Genomic DNA, 14,988 nt, shown 5'->3' on the forward strand with positions numbered 1-14,988 from the left:
GTTTAAACCCTCAACGCTCTCACGCGTCGCCTCAGCTGGTCGATATCGCGCGGATCTGCCTGTCGTCCGTATCGGATCCGCAGGAACAGCGTGGTGATGGCGCCGATGGCCTCTTTGGCCTCGGGCCGTTCGGAGGCGGCGCGTAAGGCGAAATCACGGGGTCCTTCGCCGGTCTGTTTGACCAGCCCGTTTTTTGCCATTTTTTTGAGGAATCGATTGTAAGCCGCCATGGCGGGATCGGCCGCCTTGGGCTTTCGGCGAGGGCGCAGCCAAAGTCCGACCAGCACGCCGCAGAGGATTAACAGCGCAGTCAGCCAGGTGATCAATCCCCGCCAGTCTACGATACCCAAAGCTTCCCAAAAACGCTTCTGGTTTTCCGGGTTATAGCTCAACACCCGCTGGTTCCAGGCGTGATCGACGCTGGCCCAGATGAGACGTGCCTGATCGTACCAGTCGTGGAGATCGAAAGCGGCGTCGGCCAGTGCCCGTCCGACAGGACTGAAACTGACCTCGTGATTGGCCATTTGCCGATCCAGGTCTATCCCCTGCTCGATCCGGTGCGGCGCCACGGCGGCAGTGGGGTCGACGCGTGTCCAGCCTTGTTCGGATAACCACACCTCGGTCCAGGCGTGCGCATCGGCCTGGCGTACTTCCAGGAATTTTCCAACCGGGTTCCATTGCCCTCCCTGATAACCGGTTACCACCCTCGCCGGGATTCCCGCAACCCGCATCAGATAAACGAACGCCGTGGCGTAATGCTCGCAAAAGCCCTTGCGGGTCTCGAAAAGAAAGGTGTCCACCGGCTTGTCGCGTATGACCGGCGGGTTGAGCGTGTATACGAACGGCTCCTCGCGAAAATGGAGCAGCGCCTTGTTCACGATGTCTTTTGGGTCCGACGACGACTGGCGCCAGCGTTCGACCAGCCGGAGCATGCGTGCCGAAGGTCTATCCGGCAGCTGGAGACCCTGTTCCCGCTCGGCGGGGCTGAGTTCGCCGGTTCGGTAATTCGGATAGGAGCTGATCGTGTATTGCCGGCGTTCGCCGACGTTTTGCGGCGTCAGCAGCAAATATTCGGGCGTCTGAGCGAGGTTCTCGGGAAAAACTTTGGGTAGATCCAAAGCGAAAACCCAGCGTTTTTGATGCGGCTCAAGAGTGATCGTGTAACGGTAAGCCGGTCCGGAGAATGCCGGTGCCTGAACGGTGTTCCGGCCTTGTTCCGGCGGCAGGGTCCAGCGTCTTCCATCGGTATGCCAGAACACCGGGCCTCGCCAGTAGCGCTCGGCGGGCAGCGGCAAGGGACCTTCGAAATCGGCGCGAAAAGCCGGCTCCCGCGACAAGGCGAGGCGGCTGACGCTGCCGGGCTCTATGATATCGCTGAGCCCGGTCTTTGCGCTGCTCGGATCGTCCGGAAGCTTCCACAAAGGCCCCGCGATACGCGGGAAGAATATGAACAGGACTACCATGATCGGCATGGCTTGCGCCACCAATGACGCCGCCATTCTGAACTGGGTTTTGAGCGACAGGACAGGACCCGCGTTCAGGCCGATCAATACGGAAATCAGCAAGGCAACGGCAGCCAGCGTATAGACGGCCAGGGCGATGCTCTGGGAGAACAGGTACTGAGTCAGAGCCACGAAGAACGCGAGATAGACCACCAGGTATACGTCGCGCCGGTTCCGCATTTCCATCAGTTTCAGTCCCAGGCCGACGAGAAAGAGGCTGGATCCGGCTTCGCGTCCGTAAAAGCGATGGTAATCGACGTAAACCAAAGCTGCGCCGGACAAGGTCAGAAGAAACAACAGCAGACGGCCGGGCAGCAAGGCGGGCCGATACCCTGACGCGAATCGCCAGGCCGCCATCAAGGAAAAATAAAGAACGATTGCCCAGCCGAGATTGAGAAGATGCGGTGCGGCAACGAAGAAAACACTGAATAGAAGCAGATTTTCCTGCGTCCGATCCGGCACGAACGACGTTGCTGCGGGCTTCTTCATAGATCGAACAGAGCCAGCGACTCGAGACACTTCCGGCAGTGCGATGCGCCGTGACCTTCGGCTATGGTCGTTCCTGGCAAGCTGAGGGCATATCGCATCCCAGCCTGCTCGGCATCCAACACCCAGCGGCAAAGCCGGCTCAAGCGCGCCTCCGTATCCAATCCCTTGGTATCCGTCCAGTTCAAATGAAGGACTTCCGTTTCGTCCCCCGCGTATTGCTTGATTACCGGATCGCGTCCTTTGGCCAGACTTTTCCAATGAATGTGCTTGAACGGATCGCCCGGTTGATAAGCCCGAAACCCGTGGAAATCATCGGAAGCATTTCGTGGTCGGGCACCGACATGATCGTCCTCGGAACGTGGGAAAGGCAATCGTTCCTGGGTGGGTCTCGGGTAGACCAGAACCTTATATTTCAGATTGATCGGCGACCAGGCGTAGAAGATTCCCAAAGGAAACGCGGTGCTGATGGTTACGGTGTCGAGCTCGAGCCAGCCCCGCTTTTCCGCTGGGACCCGAAGGATTGCCGAAACAGTACCCTCGGGAGGTATGTCCATCCGTAACGCCTCGGCGTCTTTCAGCCTCAACTCGATGCCATAGCGCGGCAAAGCCGCGGAGTTGGTCAGCCGCAACTCGAAAGATGCCAGGTCGCCGGCGAAGACGGGGCTCATTTTTCCGGCGCCGACGCTCAGTCCGGAAAGGTTGCGGTAGCTGTAGAACAACGAGGACATGGCAGCCGCCGCCAATAGGAAAGTGAGGATGAACGCCAGATTGTTGCCATAGTTGATGGCGGTGAGCCACTGAATCAACAGGAGCAGCGCAAGGGCCAAGCCGGATCGGCTGGGCAGAATGAAGATTCGCCGGTGAGACAACATGACCGGCCCATCGATCGCTTTTTCGCCTCGGAGGAAGCGCCGAAGGTCCAGCCGTTCCCGAAGCGGGAGCGCAGTCATCTCAAACCGCCGCAACCTGTTCCAGCATCGGCGCCACAATGACGTCGGCGTTCGTAGCGCCGCTCGATACGGGGCGCAGCCTATGCCCGCAAACCGGAGCCAATACCGCCTGCACGTCCTCGGGCAGGACCGCTTCACGGCCTTCGATGAAGGTCCAGGCGCGGGCGGCGTTCAACAGGGCGAGGCCCGCGCGCGGCGATAATCCGCATTCGTAATGACCGGATTCGCGGCTGAATCTGATCAGCGCCTGGAGATAATCCAACAGCGCATCGGAGACGTGTATGGTCCTGACCTGGTCCTGGATCGCCACTAATTCGTCCGTCTGAAGGCAGACCGGGAGTTTTTCGAGCAAAACGAAGCGGTCCTCGCCTTTGAGCAAGGCACGCTCCGACCGGCTATCCGGATAACCCAAGCTAATGCGCATCAGGAACCGGTCCAATTGAGACTCGGGCAAAGGAAACGTTCCGATCTGGCACACAGGATTTTGAGTAGCGATGACGAAAAACGGTTCCGGCAGCGAACGGGTTTCTCCCTCGACCGTAACTTGGTGTTCTTCCATCGCTTCGAGCAGCGCGCTCTGGGCTTTCGGGGTCGAGCGGTTGATCTCGTCAGCCAAGATCATTTGGTGGAAGATCGGACCGGGTTGAAAATGAAACGCATGGTTGTTCCCGTCGAAGATCGACGAGCCGACGATATCGGCCGGCAAAAGATCGCTGGTGAACTGAATGCGTTGGTATTTGAGGCCCAAAAGGTTGGCGAGAGTGTGCGCCAAGGTCGTTTTGCCGACGCCGGGTACATCCTCGATGAGTAAATGCCCCCGCGCCAGCAGGCAACAGATCGCGAGACGGATCTGACGCGGCTTGCCGAGGATGACGGTGTTGGCGGTATGGAAGAGTCGGTTTAGGGCGTTGCGCATGGAGAACCTGAGAAGTCGTTTTCGCAACGAAGTATAGCTTTGTCGGAAGACGCGACGGCGCAGAGACCGGACGCGGGCTTCCGTATCAATTCGAAAGCATCTGAATCGGTTATATCCCAAAATCCGGTATGTTTTTGGGATATAACCTAAAACGACGCCCCGATGGGTTTCTAGGCATCTTAAGCCCGCGATTCTGACCGCCCGCCGAAATGACAGCGAAGTGTTCATCTCGCTCATACGGCATAACGGACTTGGCGGAAGTCGTTGGCGCTTTCGGCTAGGGTAAATCGACTCAAGTATTTGTAGGTCGGCAATCCTTTGCCGACGAACCCGTTGGCCCAACGGCGGCGTCGGGAAGGGCGGCTTCGGCGCTCCCGGCCAGGTCGTTTGCGATTGGGGAGGGATTCCCGACCTACTCGCGAGTGCCCGTACGGTAGATATGAAAATGCTCTAAGCTCGAACCAGGGCTTTCCGAGCCGATGCGCAAACCCTTGATGCATTGGATGTCCGGCGCTAGTACAAGGAACTGCATGCCCGGGACTGCATCGGCACGCACGGCCGTTCTGGATAGAGGTCGAATTGCTACTGGAGATTAGCCTGAAAACGGACGGACTGAACGGCTGGGACAGTCTCCCCGAACAATCGATCTAGGCGAATTCGTATCTCCGCTCTATGGCTGAATGCTTGGAACTCGGGGGCTGCGCGTGCATGCTGAAAAAACGCTCAAAGAAATGCTCGGAGCGGCATTGGATTCAAGAGTCCCGCTGCTCGATAAAGTGTTTTTCGAACTCGTCCTCCGGCAGAGGGGGAGAAACGTAGTAACCCTGAATTTCGTGGCAGCCATAGAATTTTAAAAGTTCCAGTTGCTCCCGAGTTTCGACGCCTTCGGCCACGACCTTTAAATTGAGGATTTGCCCCAAAGTCACGATGGTCTTGATCAGCGCCGCTTGCTCCGAAGTCGGGTCGCCGGTGTAGGCATGGATGAAGGAGCGGTCGATCTTGATGGTCTGGACGGGCAATTTTTGCAGATAAGACAAGGACGAATAGCCGGTGCCGAAATCGTCCATGGCGATATGGATGCCGCGATCCCGGATACGGCTCAGCCGCTCGGACGCTTTTTCGATGTCGTGCATTACCAAGGTCTCGGTGATTTCCAATTCGACGGCCCCGGGATCGGTTCCTGTTTCGGCCAGCACCCGATCCAGCAAGTCGATGAAATCGTCCGCTAAAAGTTGTTTGGCCGAAAGGTTGATAGCGATTCGGAATTCCGGCAGTTTGTGCTGCCAAGCGCTGGTTCTTAAACAGGCTGTCCTGAGAATCCATTGACCGAGCGGAATGATCAGGGCCGTTTCTTCGGCAATGGTGATGAAGCGGCCGGGCGATACGATGCCCTGCTCGGGGTGCCGCCAGCGGATCAGCGCTTCAGCGCCGGTGATCCGGTTCGAAACGCAGTCGACCTTGGGCTGATAGTAGAGTAAGAACTCCTCCCGCTCGATCGCCTGGCGCAACTGGGTTTCCATCACCATGCGCTGGCGCGGCTCCTCTTTCATGTGGTCTTCGAAATAGCGGAATGTCCGGCGTCCCTTTGCCTTGGACACATACATGGCGGCATCGGCGTGTTTGGTCAAGGTGGTGAAATCCCGACCGTCGTCGGGGAATAAAGCTATGCCGATGCTGGCGCCCACGAAGATCTGATGGTTCTGAATGTGGATCGGCTTCCCCACCGTATCGATAAGTTTCTGGGCAACATCGGCGGGTTCCGCGGCATCGGCGACGTTCGACAGAATGATGGTGAACTCGTCTCCGCCGAACCGCGCCACGGTATCGGTTTTGCGCAGGCAGTTCCGGATACGCGACGCGACTTCCTTCAGCAGGTAATCGCCGGCCCAGTGCCCCAGCGTGTCATTGACATCCTTGAAATTGTCCAGATCGATGAAACATACGGCCAACCTGGTTCCGTTGCGTAGCGCCAGAGCGCTTTCGTGCTCGAACCGTTCCTTGAAGAGAAAGCGGTTGGGCAGGCCCGTCAGAGAATCGTAGTAGGCCAATTGTTCCAATTTTCTCTCGGCATGTTTCAAGCTGCTGATATCCAGGGCGACGGCCACGTAATGGGTGAGCCTGTCCCGCTCGTCGGCGACGGCATTGATGGTCAGCAGCATCGGGAAGCACTCGCCGCTCTTCCGCCGATCCCAGATTTCGCCCTTCCAATAGCCTTTGCTTAAAAGGGTTTTCCACATACGGACGTAAAATGCCTGGTCTTGCAGACCCGATTTGAGCAAACGGGTGCTTTGACCCACCACCTCCGATCGCCGATAGCCGCTGATATCACAAAATGCGTCGTTCACGTCCAGAATCGTTCCCTCGAGATCGGTGATGAAAATCGCCTCGCTGGTGTTCTCGAATACTTTGGCGTTCAGCCGCAGTTGGGTTTCCCTTGCTTTGATTTCGGTGATGTTCGTCGCCGTGATGACGGCGCCTTCCAGCTTGCCCTGCTCCGAGTGCAGCAGGTTGCCCTTCAGCCAGTAAATCGGGCCCGGGCGCTGGCGGGGCGGAACGGACAGACGGTGCTCGCCGCTATAAGATTTGTGCAAACGGATGGTCTCCAGCAGTGCCGATTTCGCCGGCCAGGGCAAAGACGGCAATTGCGCGGCGAGAAACCGTCTGTCTTCCGGAGACAGCAGTTCGTCGACAGGGGAACCGGACCACGCTTCCTCGGAGAGCCCGAGCTGGCGTTCCGCCGCTCCGTTGACCTGACGGATGCGGCCCTCCGCATCGACGACGACCAGAACATCATCCATGGTGTCCAGCACACGCTGGATGAAGCGGCTGAGAGCCTGCTGGCGTCCCATGGCTTCCTTGAGTTTCGCCTTCTGTTGCTCCGATTCCTTGAGCATGGCATCCATGCTTCGGGTGATGGCCAGGATGCGTTTTTCCTGTTTCAGATTCGCCAGCCTCAGTTTTTCGGTTTCTTCCCTCATTTGGCGGAGGGCTTCGGAATCCTCTTCCCCGCGACTTGGTTCGTGATCGGTGTTGCAAATCCAATAGGGTCCCTTCTCCGGCAAGGGGATGTTGAATCGGCCGTTGTCCACTTCGACCTTCAGTGCCGCCGAATTCAGTTCGATACGCTGGCCGTGCACCGGACAGATCAACTTTCCGCCGTCGAACAAGGGACAGTCCGTTAAATCGTGACCCTCATGCGGACAATGGGCGGGAATCGCCCAGAATTGGCCATCCCTGCTGAAAATGAGGATGTCCGTGAATCGGCGTTCGCCCGGAAAAAGAATGCGCCCCATCCAACGGGGCGGACAGGCCGTTTCGACGAGAGTCACCGATTCGACGGCGATACGGCGGCTCGGCGGGTTTAGGGGTTTCACACCGACACCAGACGCTGGATGGTACGGACCGCCTTTTCGACGGCGCGTTCCGACTTGCCGGACAGACCGGGAGAGAAAGGCTTGATGGCCCTTTTCTCTACCTCGGCCCCCACGATGATGATGTCCGGTGGCGACTCGCAGACGATTTCGAGGGCCTTCAACAAGTACGGAATACCCAAGCCATGACCGATGGGGGTTTCCCAGCGTCCGACCGTATCGTCGGGTTTGAATACGCAAACAGCGCCGGCATTCCCCGTATCGGCCAATGCGTCAACCAGAATCGCCTGACGGCAATCGGTCAAGAATTCCAGTGCACTCAGTCCGGCTATGCCCGCGTTGAACAGCTTGACGTCCCTCGGCCAAGCCAGCCGGCGGAGCTGCTGATACACGCGGACGCCGAAGCCGTCGTCGCCGTGCAACTCGTTACCGAAACAGACGATGTGACGACCGTCCATGATCAGGGCCAGACCGTCATCCGCTTGCCCGTATCCAACAGGTGCACGGTGCAAACCAGGCAGGGATCGTGGGAGCGGATAATATGGCCGATCTCCACGGGATCGTCCGGATCGTCGACGGTAAGGCCGATCAAACTACTCTCCCAATGTCCGTGCCGGCCTTCGCTGTCCTTGGGCGATGCGTTCCAGGCGGTCGGCGTGATGACCTGGTACCGGGAAATGGCTCCGTCGGTGACTTGCACCCAGTGGCCCAAGGCACCCCGTGCCGCCGTTATCAGTCCGAATCCCTCCCCGTCCGGGATTTCGTCCGCGGCAGGCGAAGTAAAGTGGGGATCGTCCAGATGGGCGGCCAGCTCGTGCAGGATCTCCCGCATTTTCTGGAGCAGCAAAGCCGTGCGGCGCAGGCGGGCGAACTGCCGCAACCAGGTGTTTCCGCCCTCCGCCCGATACAGCGAGCCGATCAGCGGATCGCCGTCGATCAGCAATTCGGCCAGGGGACCCGTTTGTACCACCTCGTTCCGATAGCGGGGCGCCTTGCTCCAGGAATAGCGATCGGAGTGGGGTTGAAAATCCGGAATGGTCTCACCGCGGAACGGATGGCGGCCGCCTTCATACGGCTCGAACCAGGAATAGCGCACGTGCTCGGCGATTTCGGCCTGATCGAAAGGTTCGATCTTCCCCGTATCGCCATCGAGGAAGCCCGATTTGAACATCTGCCCGCCGGCCGAATCGCAGTAAGCGCCGCAGCTCAGCATATGGGAAGTTCCGAAACCGGAACGGTGCAGGCCGATGTCGCGGCTCATCCTCGTCATCAGGCCGATGGCGCTATTCGCGTGAGTGTCCGCGGCTTCGAGCCAGGCGAAGAGCTGGTCGGCGGATTCGAGCTCCAGCCAGGGACCCAGATCGGTTCCGATGACTGCCTGCTCGAACCATCGGGTCAGATTGTTGATGATGGACAGGCTGTCCAGGATGCGGCGACTGGTGGGAGGAGCCGTCACCCCGCCCGGCACCATGTAGGAGGAATGGGGCCACTGGCCTCCGAAGATGGCAACGATCCCGGGAACATGGCGCGAATGCTCCAGGGTGCCGCGATGGGCCCAGCCTTTGAAGGGCAGGAAGGCCCCCAGTGTTTTTTCGTAAAGCGGCCGGCCGGCATATTTGGGATGGCAAAAATCGGCGGTAAAGAATAGAAACGATTGCCGCAGATCGCTTTGCACCGTCTCGGCCATCAGGCATAGATTGCGGATGCGGGAAGCATTGGGGGGCACGGCAATACGACCGATTTGCTCCAGGGCCAGAACGGCCGAATAGAGATGGGCGGTGCCGCAAATGCCGCAGATTCGGGGCGTAATGACCAATGCGTCCTTAGGTCTTCGGCCTATGAGGATTTGCTCGAATCCCCGATAGAGCGAACCGATGCAGCGGGCATCTACCACTTCGCGACCTTCCAGCTCCAACTGGAATTCCAGGTCGCCTTCGACCCGATTAAGATCGATCTGGATAATTCGTCTAGCCATCAGGGATCCATTTCTTTATTCAGGACCCGTTCGGGCGCGGCCTCGTGGGCCAGGCTCTTGTACGCCATATAATTGGCGCGCTCCACCCCCAAGGGCAGGTTTATCGGAACGGCGCCGATTTTCTCGGTGCGAAACAGATCCTGGTCCAGCGGGAAGTCCGGGGACGTACAGCCGAAACAGGGTACTCCCGCGCGGGTTTTACTGCTGCGGCCGTTCCAAAGCTCGGTATTGCAAATGGCATGCGTGGTCGGTCCCTGGCAGCCCAGGTTGAAGAACAAACAGCCCTTTTCGCCGAAGGCGCTGTCCTCGACGTCGTACTCGTGATACTCGTTCCGCGTGCAGCCTTGATGCACCAGGGAATTGAAAAAATCCTTAGGGCGGTTGAGATGGTCGAGTTCCAACGGAAGTCCGGAAGCCAGCATGGCCAGCGTCTTGGTCATGGCGTTGGGATGTGCCGGACAGCCGGAGACATTGATGACCGGCGCTCCCGCTCGCGACCGCCATTCGGCAGGCAGCAAGCCGCCGGGAAGTTTCTTGTCGAACTGGATGCCTGTGCAGTCGGTCGGATTGGGGGGTGCGGCGTGGACGCCGCCGAAGGCCGCACAAGTACCCATGGCAACCAGATAACGGCATTTTTCCGCCAGCTCCCTGACCAAACTCATCTTGGAACGGCCGCGATACGGATCGTACAGGCCGGATCCATTGGGTCCGGTCATGATGCTGCCTTCGATGCACAAGATATCGAGTCTTTGCTCGTCCCTGAGAATGGCCTCGATCAGGGCGTCCAGCTTCCCTTTGGGCTCTGAGGACAAGGACGGTTGCCAGAGGATGTCGATGCCGTATTGATCCAGGAGTTCTTCCAGCGACGGACTGTCGGCGCACAGGATCGACATCGTATCGCCGCCACAGGCACCGGTTTGTAGCCAAAGTAATGTAGTCATCGGAGTTTCGATAAGGACTGGCGGAGCCGTGTTGTTCGATTTGTTAACGCTAGGTGTAGAATGTGTTGAACAATAGTGTATAGGTAAAAAGATTGCGTGGCTTTGCATCACAGAGCGTACGGGCGTGTCTTGGCTTAAACGCAATGCCAATTTTGGCGTTCGATGTAGTAAGCTATGCGCGCACTTCAGGGGAGTGCAAAACCGGTCTATCTGCCTGAAATTTCAACTCTCATGCATTTTTCCACCGAATTCGACGTCATCGTGGTCGGTGGCGGACACGCTGGTACGGAAGCGGCTTTGGCGGCTGCGCGGACTGGCTCTAAGACGCTGCTGCTTACCCAGAACATCGAAACCCTTGGCCAGATGAGCTGCAATCCCGCTATCGGGGGGATCGGCAAAGGGCATTTGGTCAAGGAGATCGATGCTCTGGGCGGCTTGATGGCGCATGCTGCGGACCGAGCCGGCATTCAGTTCCGTGTGCTCAATGCCAGCAAAGGCCCGGCGGTGCGGGCGACTCGGGCCCAAGCCGATCGCGTGCTTTATAAGAAAGCCGTGCGTCGGGTGCTGGAAACTCAGCCGAATTTGACCTTATTCCAGCAGGCCGTATCCGATCTGATCGTGGAAAATTACCGCGCAGCCGGCGTGATCACGCAGATGGGGCTCAAATTCAGGGCTCGTACGGTGGTCCTCACCGTAGGCACCTTCCTGGCCGGCCGGATTCATATCGGTCTCGAAAACTACGAAGGCGGCCGGGCGGGCGATCCGCCCTCTAACGCTTTGGCGGCGCGTTTGCGCGAACTGCCGTTTCGGGTCGGCCGGCTCAAGACCGGAACGCCTCCTCGGATCGACGGGCGAAGCATCGATTATGCGGTCATGCTGGAGCAGCCCGGCGATGAGCCGGTTCCCGTGTTCTCATTCCTCGGCCGGCGGGAGGAACATCCTCGCCAAGTGCCTTGCTACATCACCCGTACCAACGAACGGACTCACGATGTCATCCGCTGCGGTCTCGACCGCTCGCCGATGTATGCGGGCGTTATCGAAGGGGTCGGGCCGCGCTATTGTCCCTCTATCGAAGACAAGGTCGTGCGTTTCGCGGAAAGGGATTCGCACCAGATTTTTGTTGAACCCGAAGGTCTCGATACTTACGAAATCTATCCGAACGGCATTTCGACCAGTCTGCCCTTCGACGTGCAGTACGAGCTTGTGAGGTCGATACGCGGTTTCGAAAACGCTCATATCACACGGCCGGGCTACGCCATCGAATACGATTTCTTCGATCCGCGCGACCTGAAGTCCTCGCTCGAAACCAAGCACCTCGAGAACCTGTTCTTCGCCGGACAGATCAACGGCACGACGGGATACGAGGAAGCCGCCGCGCAAGGCCTAATCGCGGGCGTCAACGCCGCGCGCAAGGCCAAGGATCTGGAACCCTGGTCGCCTATGCGCGACGAGGCTTACATGGGGGTTCTGATCGACGATCTGATCACTCGGGGCACGAGCGAACCCTATCGCATGTTCACCAGCCGGGCGGAATACCGGTTGCTGCTACGAGAGGACAACGCCGATCTTCGGCTGACCGGGAAAGGCCACGAACTCGGATTGGTGGACGACGAGCGCTGGCGTGCATTCGAAGCGAAGCAGCAGGCCATTGCGGAGATACAGACCGGCCTGGCAAAAACGTATGTCAGACCGAATACTGCCGAAGCCGAAACCATAAGCCGGTTCCTGAGTGCGCCGCTGTTGCGGGAATCCACCCTACTCGAACTGCTGCGGCGACCGGAGATCCGCATCGAACACCTCCAAGCGATATCCGCTCGGTTAACTGAAGAAGAAAACGAGCAAGTTCTCGATCAAGTCGAAATTCAGGCGAAGTACCAAGGCTACATCGATCGCCAGCAGGCGGAGATCGAGCGCTCTCGCCGCTACGACCATTGGCGTTTGCCGGAAAGTCTCGATTATCAGAACGTCATCGGGTTGTCCAACGAGGTCCGGGAAAAGCTCAAACAACAACGTCCCGAAACTGTCGGGCAAGCAGCGCGGATTCCGGGCGTCACACCGGCGGCGATTTCGCTGCTGTTGGTCCATCTTAAAAAGAAGAGCGCTTGATCTTAAGTGGACGAAATCGGTAGACGTCTAGCGGACGGAATAACCGCGTTAAACATACCGTTTACGCCGGAGCAACACGAAAAGCTTTTGGCCTTTCTGCGCTTAATCCAGAAATGGAACCGGGTTTACAACTTGACGGCCATCCGCGACTTGCGGACGGGAGTGGATTTGCATCTGCTCGACAGTCTTACCATTTGGCCGTATCTCCGGGGCGAAAGGATACTGGACGTGGGAACCGGGGCCGGTTTGCCGGGTATTCCCTTGGCTGTCATGAGCGAGAGCAGGCATTTCGTTCTGTTGGACAGCAACGCGAAGAAGACCCGTTTTGTTCAGCAGGCCGTGATCGAATTGGGTCTCGCGAACGTGGAGGTCGTCACCTCGCGGGTGGAAGACTACCATCCGGACCACGGATTCGACACGATATTGGCGCGGGCTTATGCGAGCCTTGCGGAAATAATGGAGACAACGCGCAGAATGCTGGCTCCCCACGGCGTGATATTGGCTCAGAAAGGGCAGTTGCCGGAGGGCGAAATACAGACCCTTAAAGACTCGCCGGTTAAGAGTCATCGTTTAAAGATTCCGGGTCTGGACGTCGAACGTCATTTGATCGAAATAGCTATCGGCTGAGGAAACCATGGGCAAAATTATTGCGGTAGCCAACCAAAAGGGGGGCGTGGGTAAAACGACCACCAGCATTAACTTGGCTGCGTCGCTTGCGGCGATCAAGCATCGCGTTTTGCTTGTGGATCTGGATCCGCAAGGCAACACGACTATGGGATGCGGCGTTGACAAGAAAAGTCTCAAAAATTCGTCTTACGACGTATTGACGCGTCACGCCACGGTACGCGAGGCCGTCAAATCTTTGACCGAGATCGGCTTCGATCTTCTGCCGGGTAATGCCGATCTGACTGCCGCTCAGGTCGAACTGATGAAACAGGCAGGCAAAGAGCGCGCGCTTGCCGAGGCGCTCAAGAGTTGCCGCGACGATTACCAGTTCATCCTCGTCGACTGCCCACCGTCGCTTAACGTGCTGACGCTCAACGCCTTGGTCGCTGCGGACAGCGTGTTGATTCCCATGCAGTGCGAATATTACGCCTTGGAAGGACTTTCGGATTTAATGGATACGCTGGGGAATATCCGCGACTCGGTCAATCCGGAACTTCGTATCGAGGGTTTGCTTCGCACGATGTACGATCCACGCAGCCGGCTCGCCAATGACGTTTCCGCGCAATTGATCGCCCATTTCAGCGATAAGGTCTTCCGCACCATCATCCCGCGCAACATTCGGCTTGCCGAGGCGCCGAGCCACGGTTTGCCAGCGATAAAGTACGATAAGTCTTCTCGAGGAGCCGTCGCTTATCTGGCCTTGGCGGGCGAAATCGTGCGACGCAATCAAAAATCGCGAAAAATTCCTTCAATTCTTCAATAAATTCAAGTCATGACGGCAAAAAGACGAGGACTCGGCCGCGGCCTCGATGTCCTGTTGGGCGGCGCGAAACTCGAAAACGAGACCGAGAAGCTCAGAACGCTTTCCATAGATCAACTCAGGCCGAGCCGTTTCCAGCCGCGCAAGGATATCGACCCGGCGCGACTTCAAGAATTGGCCGATTCGATCAGTGCGCAGGGCGTGGTCCAGCCCGTGGTGGTCAGACCTATGGGTGACAGCCAGTACGAAATCATCGCCGGCGAGAGACGGTGGCGGGCGGCCCAACTGGCAGGATTGCACGATTTGCCGGTGGTCGTGCGCGAGGTTACGGATCAGACCGCCTTAGCGATCGCCCTTATCGAAAATATCCAGCGAGAAGACTTGAATCCTCTCGAGGAGGCGGAAGCCCTGAAGCGCCTGCTCGAAGAGTTCGAGATGACCCACCAGCAGGTCGCGGATGCCGTCGGCAAATCCCGGGCTACCGTCAGCAACTTGCTGCGCTTGAACGAACTTCATCCGGATGCTAAGCATCTTCTGCTTACCGGTGCCATAGAAATGGGACACGCTCGGGCGATACTCGCGCTGGAATTTCAGCTTCAGGCTGAAATTGCCCGTAAAGTCGCTTCGGCAAAGTTGAGCGTTCGTGCTACGGAGTTGCTTATCCAAAAGCTCCGGGATGGGCAAAAGGCGCGAAAACCGGAGATGAAGGATCCCGACATTCGCCGCCTCGAAGAGCGAATCGCCACGCGAATCGGCGCTCCCGTGCTGATCAAACACGGAAAAAAAGGCGCCGGACAACTCGTCATCCATTACGACAGCCTGGATCAACTGGAAGGTGTGCTCGATCGCTTGAAATAAACATGCAACATTGATCTTCCGCATTTTGGTTGTTATCATTCCGAAGCATTTGTTTGGGGGCCCTCAATGGGTGCGAAAAAGTTGTTTTTCGCCGTCAAGCGGGTTCTGTTGATGCAGCTTCTTGCGATTGCACTGATCGGCGGTTTCACGTTGGCCTTCTTCGGTTGGCTGGCAGCTAGGTCAGCGTTGCTCGGCGGGTTGATAGCCTTTTTGCCGAACGTCTATTTCGCCGCAAAATTCGGATTTTCCGATAAAACAAGAACGGCAAAAGACATCGTGAGATCGTTTTATATCGGCGAAAGCATAAAAATAATCATAACCGCCGGTTTATTTATTTTAATTTTCCAACTGCCTAACATTTTATTCCTGCCATTATTTGCCGGTTTCGTATCGGTATTGATGGTATTTTGGTGTGCGCTTTTGATGCGCGATATCGAACGCTAACGAGAGAGAA

General features: G+C 57.7%; 12 protein-coding genes. 5 read left to right on the forward strand and 7 right to left on the reverse strand.

All coding sequences use genetic code 11. The features are described 5' to 3' along the window. Window positions 1–2 precede the first annotated feature (2 nt). From JOD69_RS05305 to JOD69_RS05335, 7 genes are all read right to left on the reverse strand, one after another. A complete protein-coding gene (locus JOD69_RS05305; RefSeq protein WP_086133823.1) occupies window positions 3–1,991 on the reverse strand; it encodes a DUF3488 and transglutaminase-like domain-containing protein in 1,989 nt (662 codons plus the stop codon). Beyond that, a complete protein-coding gene (locus JOD69_RS05310; RefSeq protein ID WP_086133824.1) occupies window positions 1,988–2,941 on the reverse strand; it encodes a DUF58 domain-containing protein in 954 nt (317 codons plus the stop codon). Before JOD69_RS05310 ends, JOD69_RS05305 begins: the two co-directional genes overlap by 4 nt. A gap of 1 nt (window position 2,942) precedes the next feature. Continuing rightward, a complete protein-coding gene (locus tag JOD69_RS05315; protein ID WP_086133825.1) occupies window positions 2,943–3,857 on the reverse strand; it encodes a MoxR family ATPase in 915 nt (304 codons plus the stop codon). 752 nt (window positions 3,858–4,609) lie between these two features. Further along, window positions 4,610–7,231 (reverse strand): EAL domain-containing protein, encoded by a 2,622-nt coding sequence (locus tag JOD69_RS05320; protein WP_240506885.1) that lies wholly within the window; start codon window positions 7,229–7,231, stop codon window positions 4,610–4,612. Further along, entirely contained in the window at window positions 7,228–7,686 is a 459-nt protein-coding gene (locus JOD69_RS05325; RefSeq protein WP_086133826.1) for a hydrogenase maturation protease, read from the reverse strand. Before JOD69_RS05325 ends, JOD69_RS05320 begins: the two co-directional genes overlap by 4 nt. A gap of 2 nt (window positions 7,687–7,688) precedes the next feature. Then, the gene (locus tag JOD69_RS05330; protein ID WP_086133827.1) at window positions 7,689–9,203 is read right to left on the reverse strand and encodes a nickel-dependent hydrogenase large subunit; all 1,515 of its coding nucleotides are present in this window, start codon (window positions 9,201–9,203) and stop codon (window positions 7,689–7,691) included. After that, window positions 9,203–10,144, reverse strand: a complete 942-nt coding sequence (locus JOD69_RS05335) for an NADH:ubiquinone oxidoreductase (RefSeq protein ID WP_077728305.1) — start codon at window positions 10,142–10,144, stop codon at window positions 9,203–9,205. Before JOD69_RS05335 ends, JOD69_RS05330 begins: the two co-directional genes overlap by 1 nt. 231 nt (window positions 10,145–10,375) lie before the next feature. Between JOD69_RS05335 and mnmG the strand changes: the two genes are divergently transcribed. The 5 genes from mnmG (at window position 10,376) to JOD69_RS05360 (ending at window position 14,978) form a co-directional block, all read left to right on the forward strand. After that, entirely contained in the window at window positions 10,376–12,250 is a 1,875-nt protein-coding gene (gene mnmG / locus JOD69_RS05340) for a tRNA uridine-5-carboxymethylaminomethyl(34) synthesis enzyme MnmG (RefSeq protein WP_086133828.1), read from the forward strand. A 6-nt stretch (window positions 12,251–12,256) separates the two neighbouring features. Further along, window positions 12,257–12,877, forward strand: a complete 621-nt coding sequence (gene rsmG / locus JOD69_RS05345) for a 16S rRNA (guanine(527)-N(7))-methyltransferase RsmG (protein ID WP_086133829.1) — start codon at window positions 12,257–12,259, stop codon at window positions 12,875–12,877. 7 nt (window positions 12,878–12,884) lie between these two features. Next, window positions 12,885–13,679 carry a ParA family protein gene (locus tag JOD69_RS05350; RefSeq protein WP_086133830.1) on the forward strand — a complete coding sequence of 265 codons (795 nt, stop codon included), beginning with the start codon at window positions 12,885–12,887 and terminating at the stop codon, window positions 13,677–13,679. 9 nt (window positions 13,680–13,688) lie between these two features. Continuing rightward, the gene (locus JOD69_RS05355; RefSeq protein ID WP_077728309.1) at window positions 13,689–14,534 is read left to right on the forward strand and encodes a ParB/RepB/Spo0J family partition protein; all 846 of its coding nucleotides are present in this window, start codon (window positions 13,689–13,691) and stop codon (window positions 14,532–14,534) included. Between the two features lie 66 nt (window positions 14,535–14,600). Then, window positions 14,601–14,978 carry an ATP synthase subunit I gene (locus tag JOD69_RS05360; RefSeq protein WP_077728310.1) on the forward strand — a complete coding sequence of 126 codons (378 nt, stop codon included), beginning with the start codon at window positions 14,601–14,603 and terminating at the stop codon, window positions 14,976–14,978. The last annotated feature ends 10 nt before the right edge of the window (window positions 14,979–14,988 follow it).

The organism is Methylocaldum sp. RMAD-M, from assembly GCF_017832375.1.
GTDB lineage: Bacteria > Pseudomonadota > Gammaproteobacteria > Methylococcales > Methylococcaceae > Methylocaldum.

What these genes read in the sequence shown, in the direction of transcription:
- JOD69_RS05335 (WP_077728305.1), bottom strand. Translation starts at nt 10,144, where the DNA reads ATGACTACATTACTTTGGCTACAAACCGGTGCCTGTGGCGGCGATACG.
- JOD69_RS05360 (WP_077728310.1), top strand. Translation starts at nt 14,601, where the DNA reads ATGGGTGCGAAAAAGTTGTTTTTCGCCGTCAAGCGGGTTCTGTTGATG.
- JOD69_RS05315 (WP_086133825.1), bottom strand. Translation starts at nt 3,857, where the DNA reads ATGCGCAACGCCCTAAACCGACTCTTCCATACCGCCAACACCGTCATC.
- JOD69_RS05310 (WP_086133824.1), bottom strand. Translation starts at nt 2,941, where the DNA reads ATGACTGCGCTCCCGCTTCGGGAACGGCTGGACCTTCGGCGCTTCCTC.
- JOD69_RS05350 (WP_086133830.1), top strand. Translation starts at nt 12,885, where the DNA reads ATGGGCAAAATTATTGCGGTAGCCAACCAAAAGGGGGGCGTGGGTAAA.
- JOD69_RS05330 (WP_086133827.1), bottom strand. Translation starts at nt 9,203, where the DNA reads ATGGCTAGACGAATTATCCAGATCGATCTTAATCGGGTCGAAGGCGAC.
- JOD69_RS05325 (WP_086133826.1), bottom strand. Translation starts at nt 7,686, where the DNA reads ATGGACGGTCGTCACATCGTCTGTTTCGGTAACGAGTTGCACGGCGAC.
- mnmG (WP_086133828.1), top strand. Translation starts at nt 10,376, where the DNA reads ATGCATTTTTCCACCGAATTCGACGTCATCGTGGTCGGTGGCGGACAC.
- JOD69_RS05355 (WP_077728309.1), top strand. Translation starts at nt 13,689, where the DNA reads ATGACGGCAAAAAGACGAGGACTCGGCCGCGGCCTCGATGTCCTGTTG.
- JOD69_RS05305 (WP_086133823.1), bottom strand. Translation starts at nt 1,991, where the DNA reads ATGAAGAAGCCCGCAGCAACGTCGTTCGTGCCGGATCGGACGCAGGAA.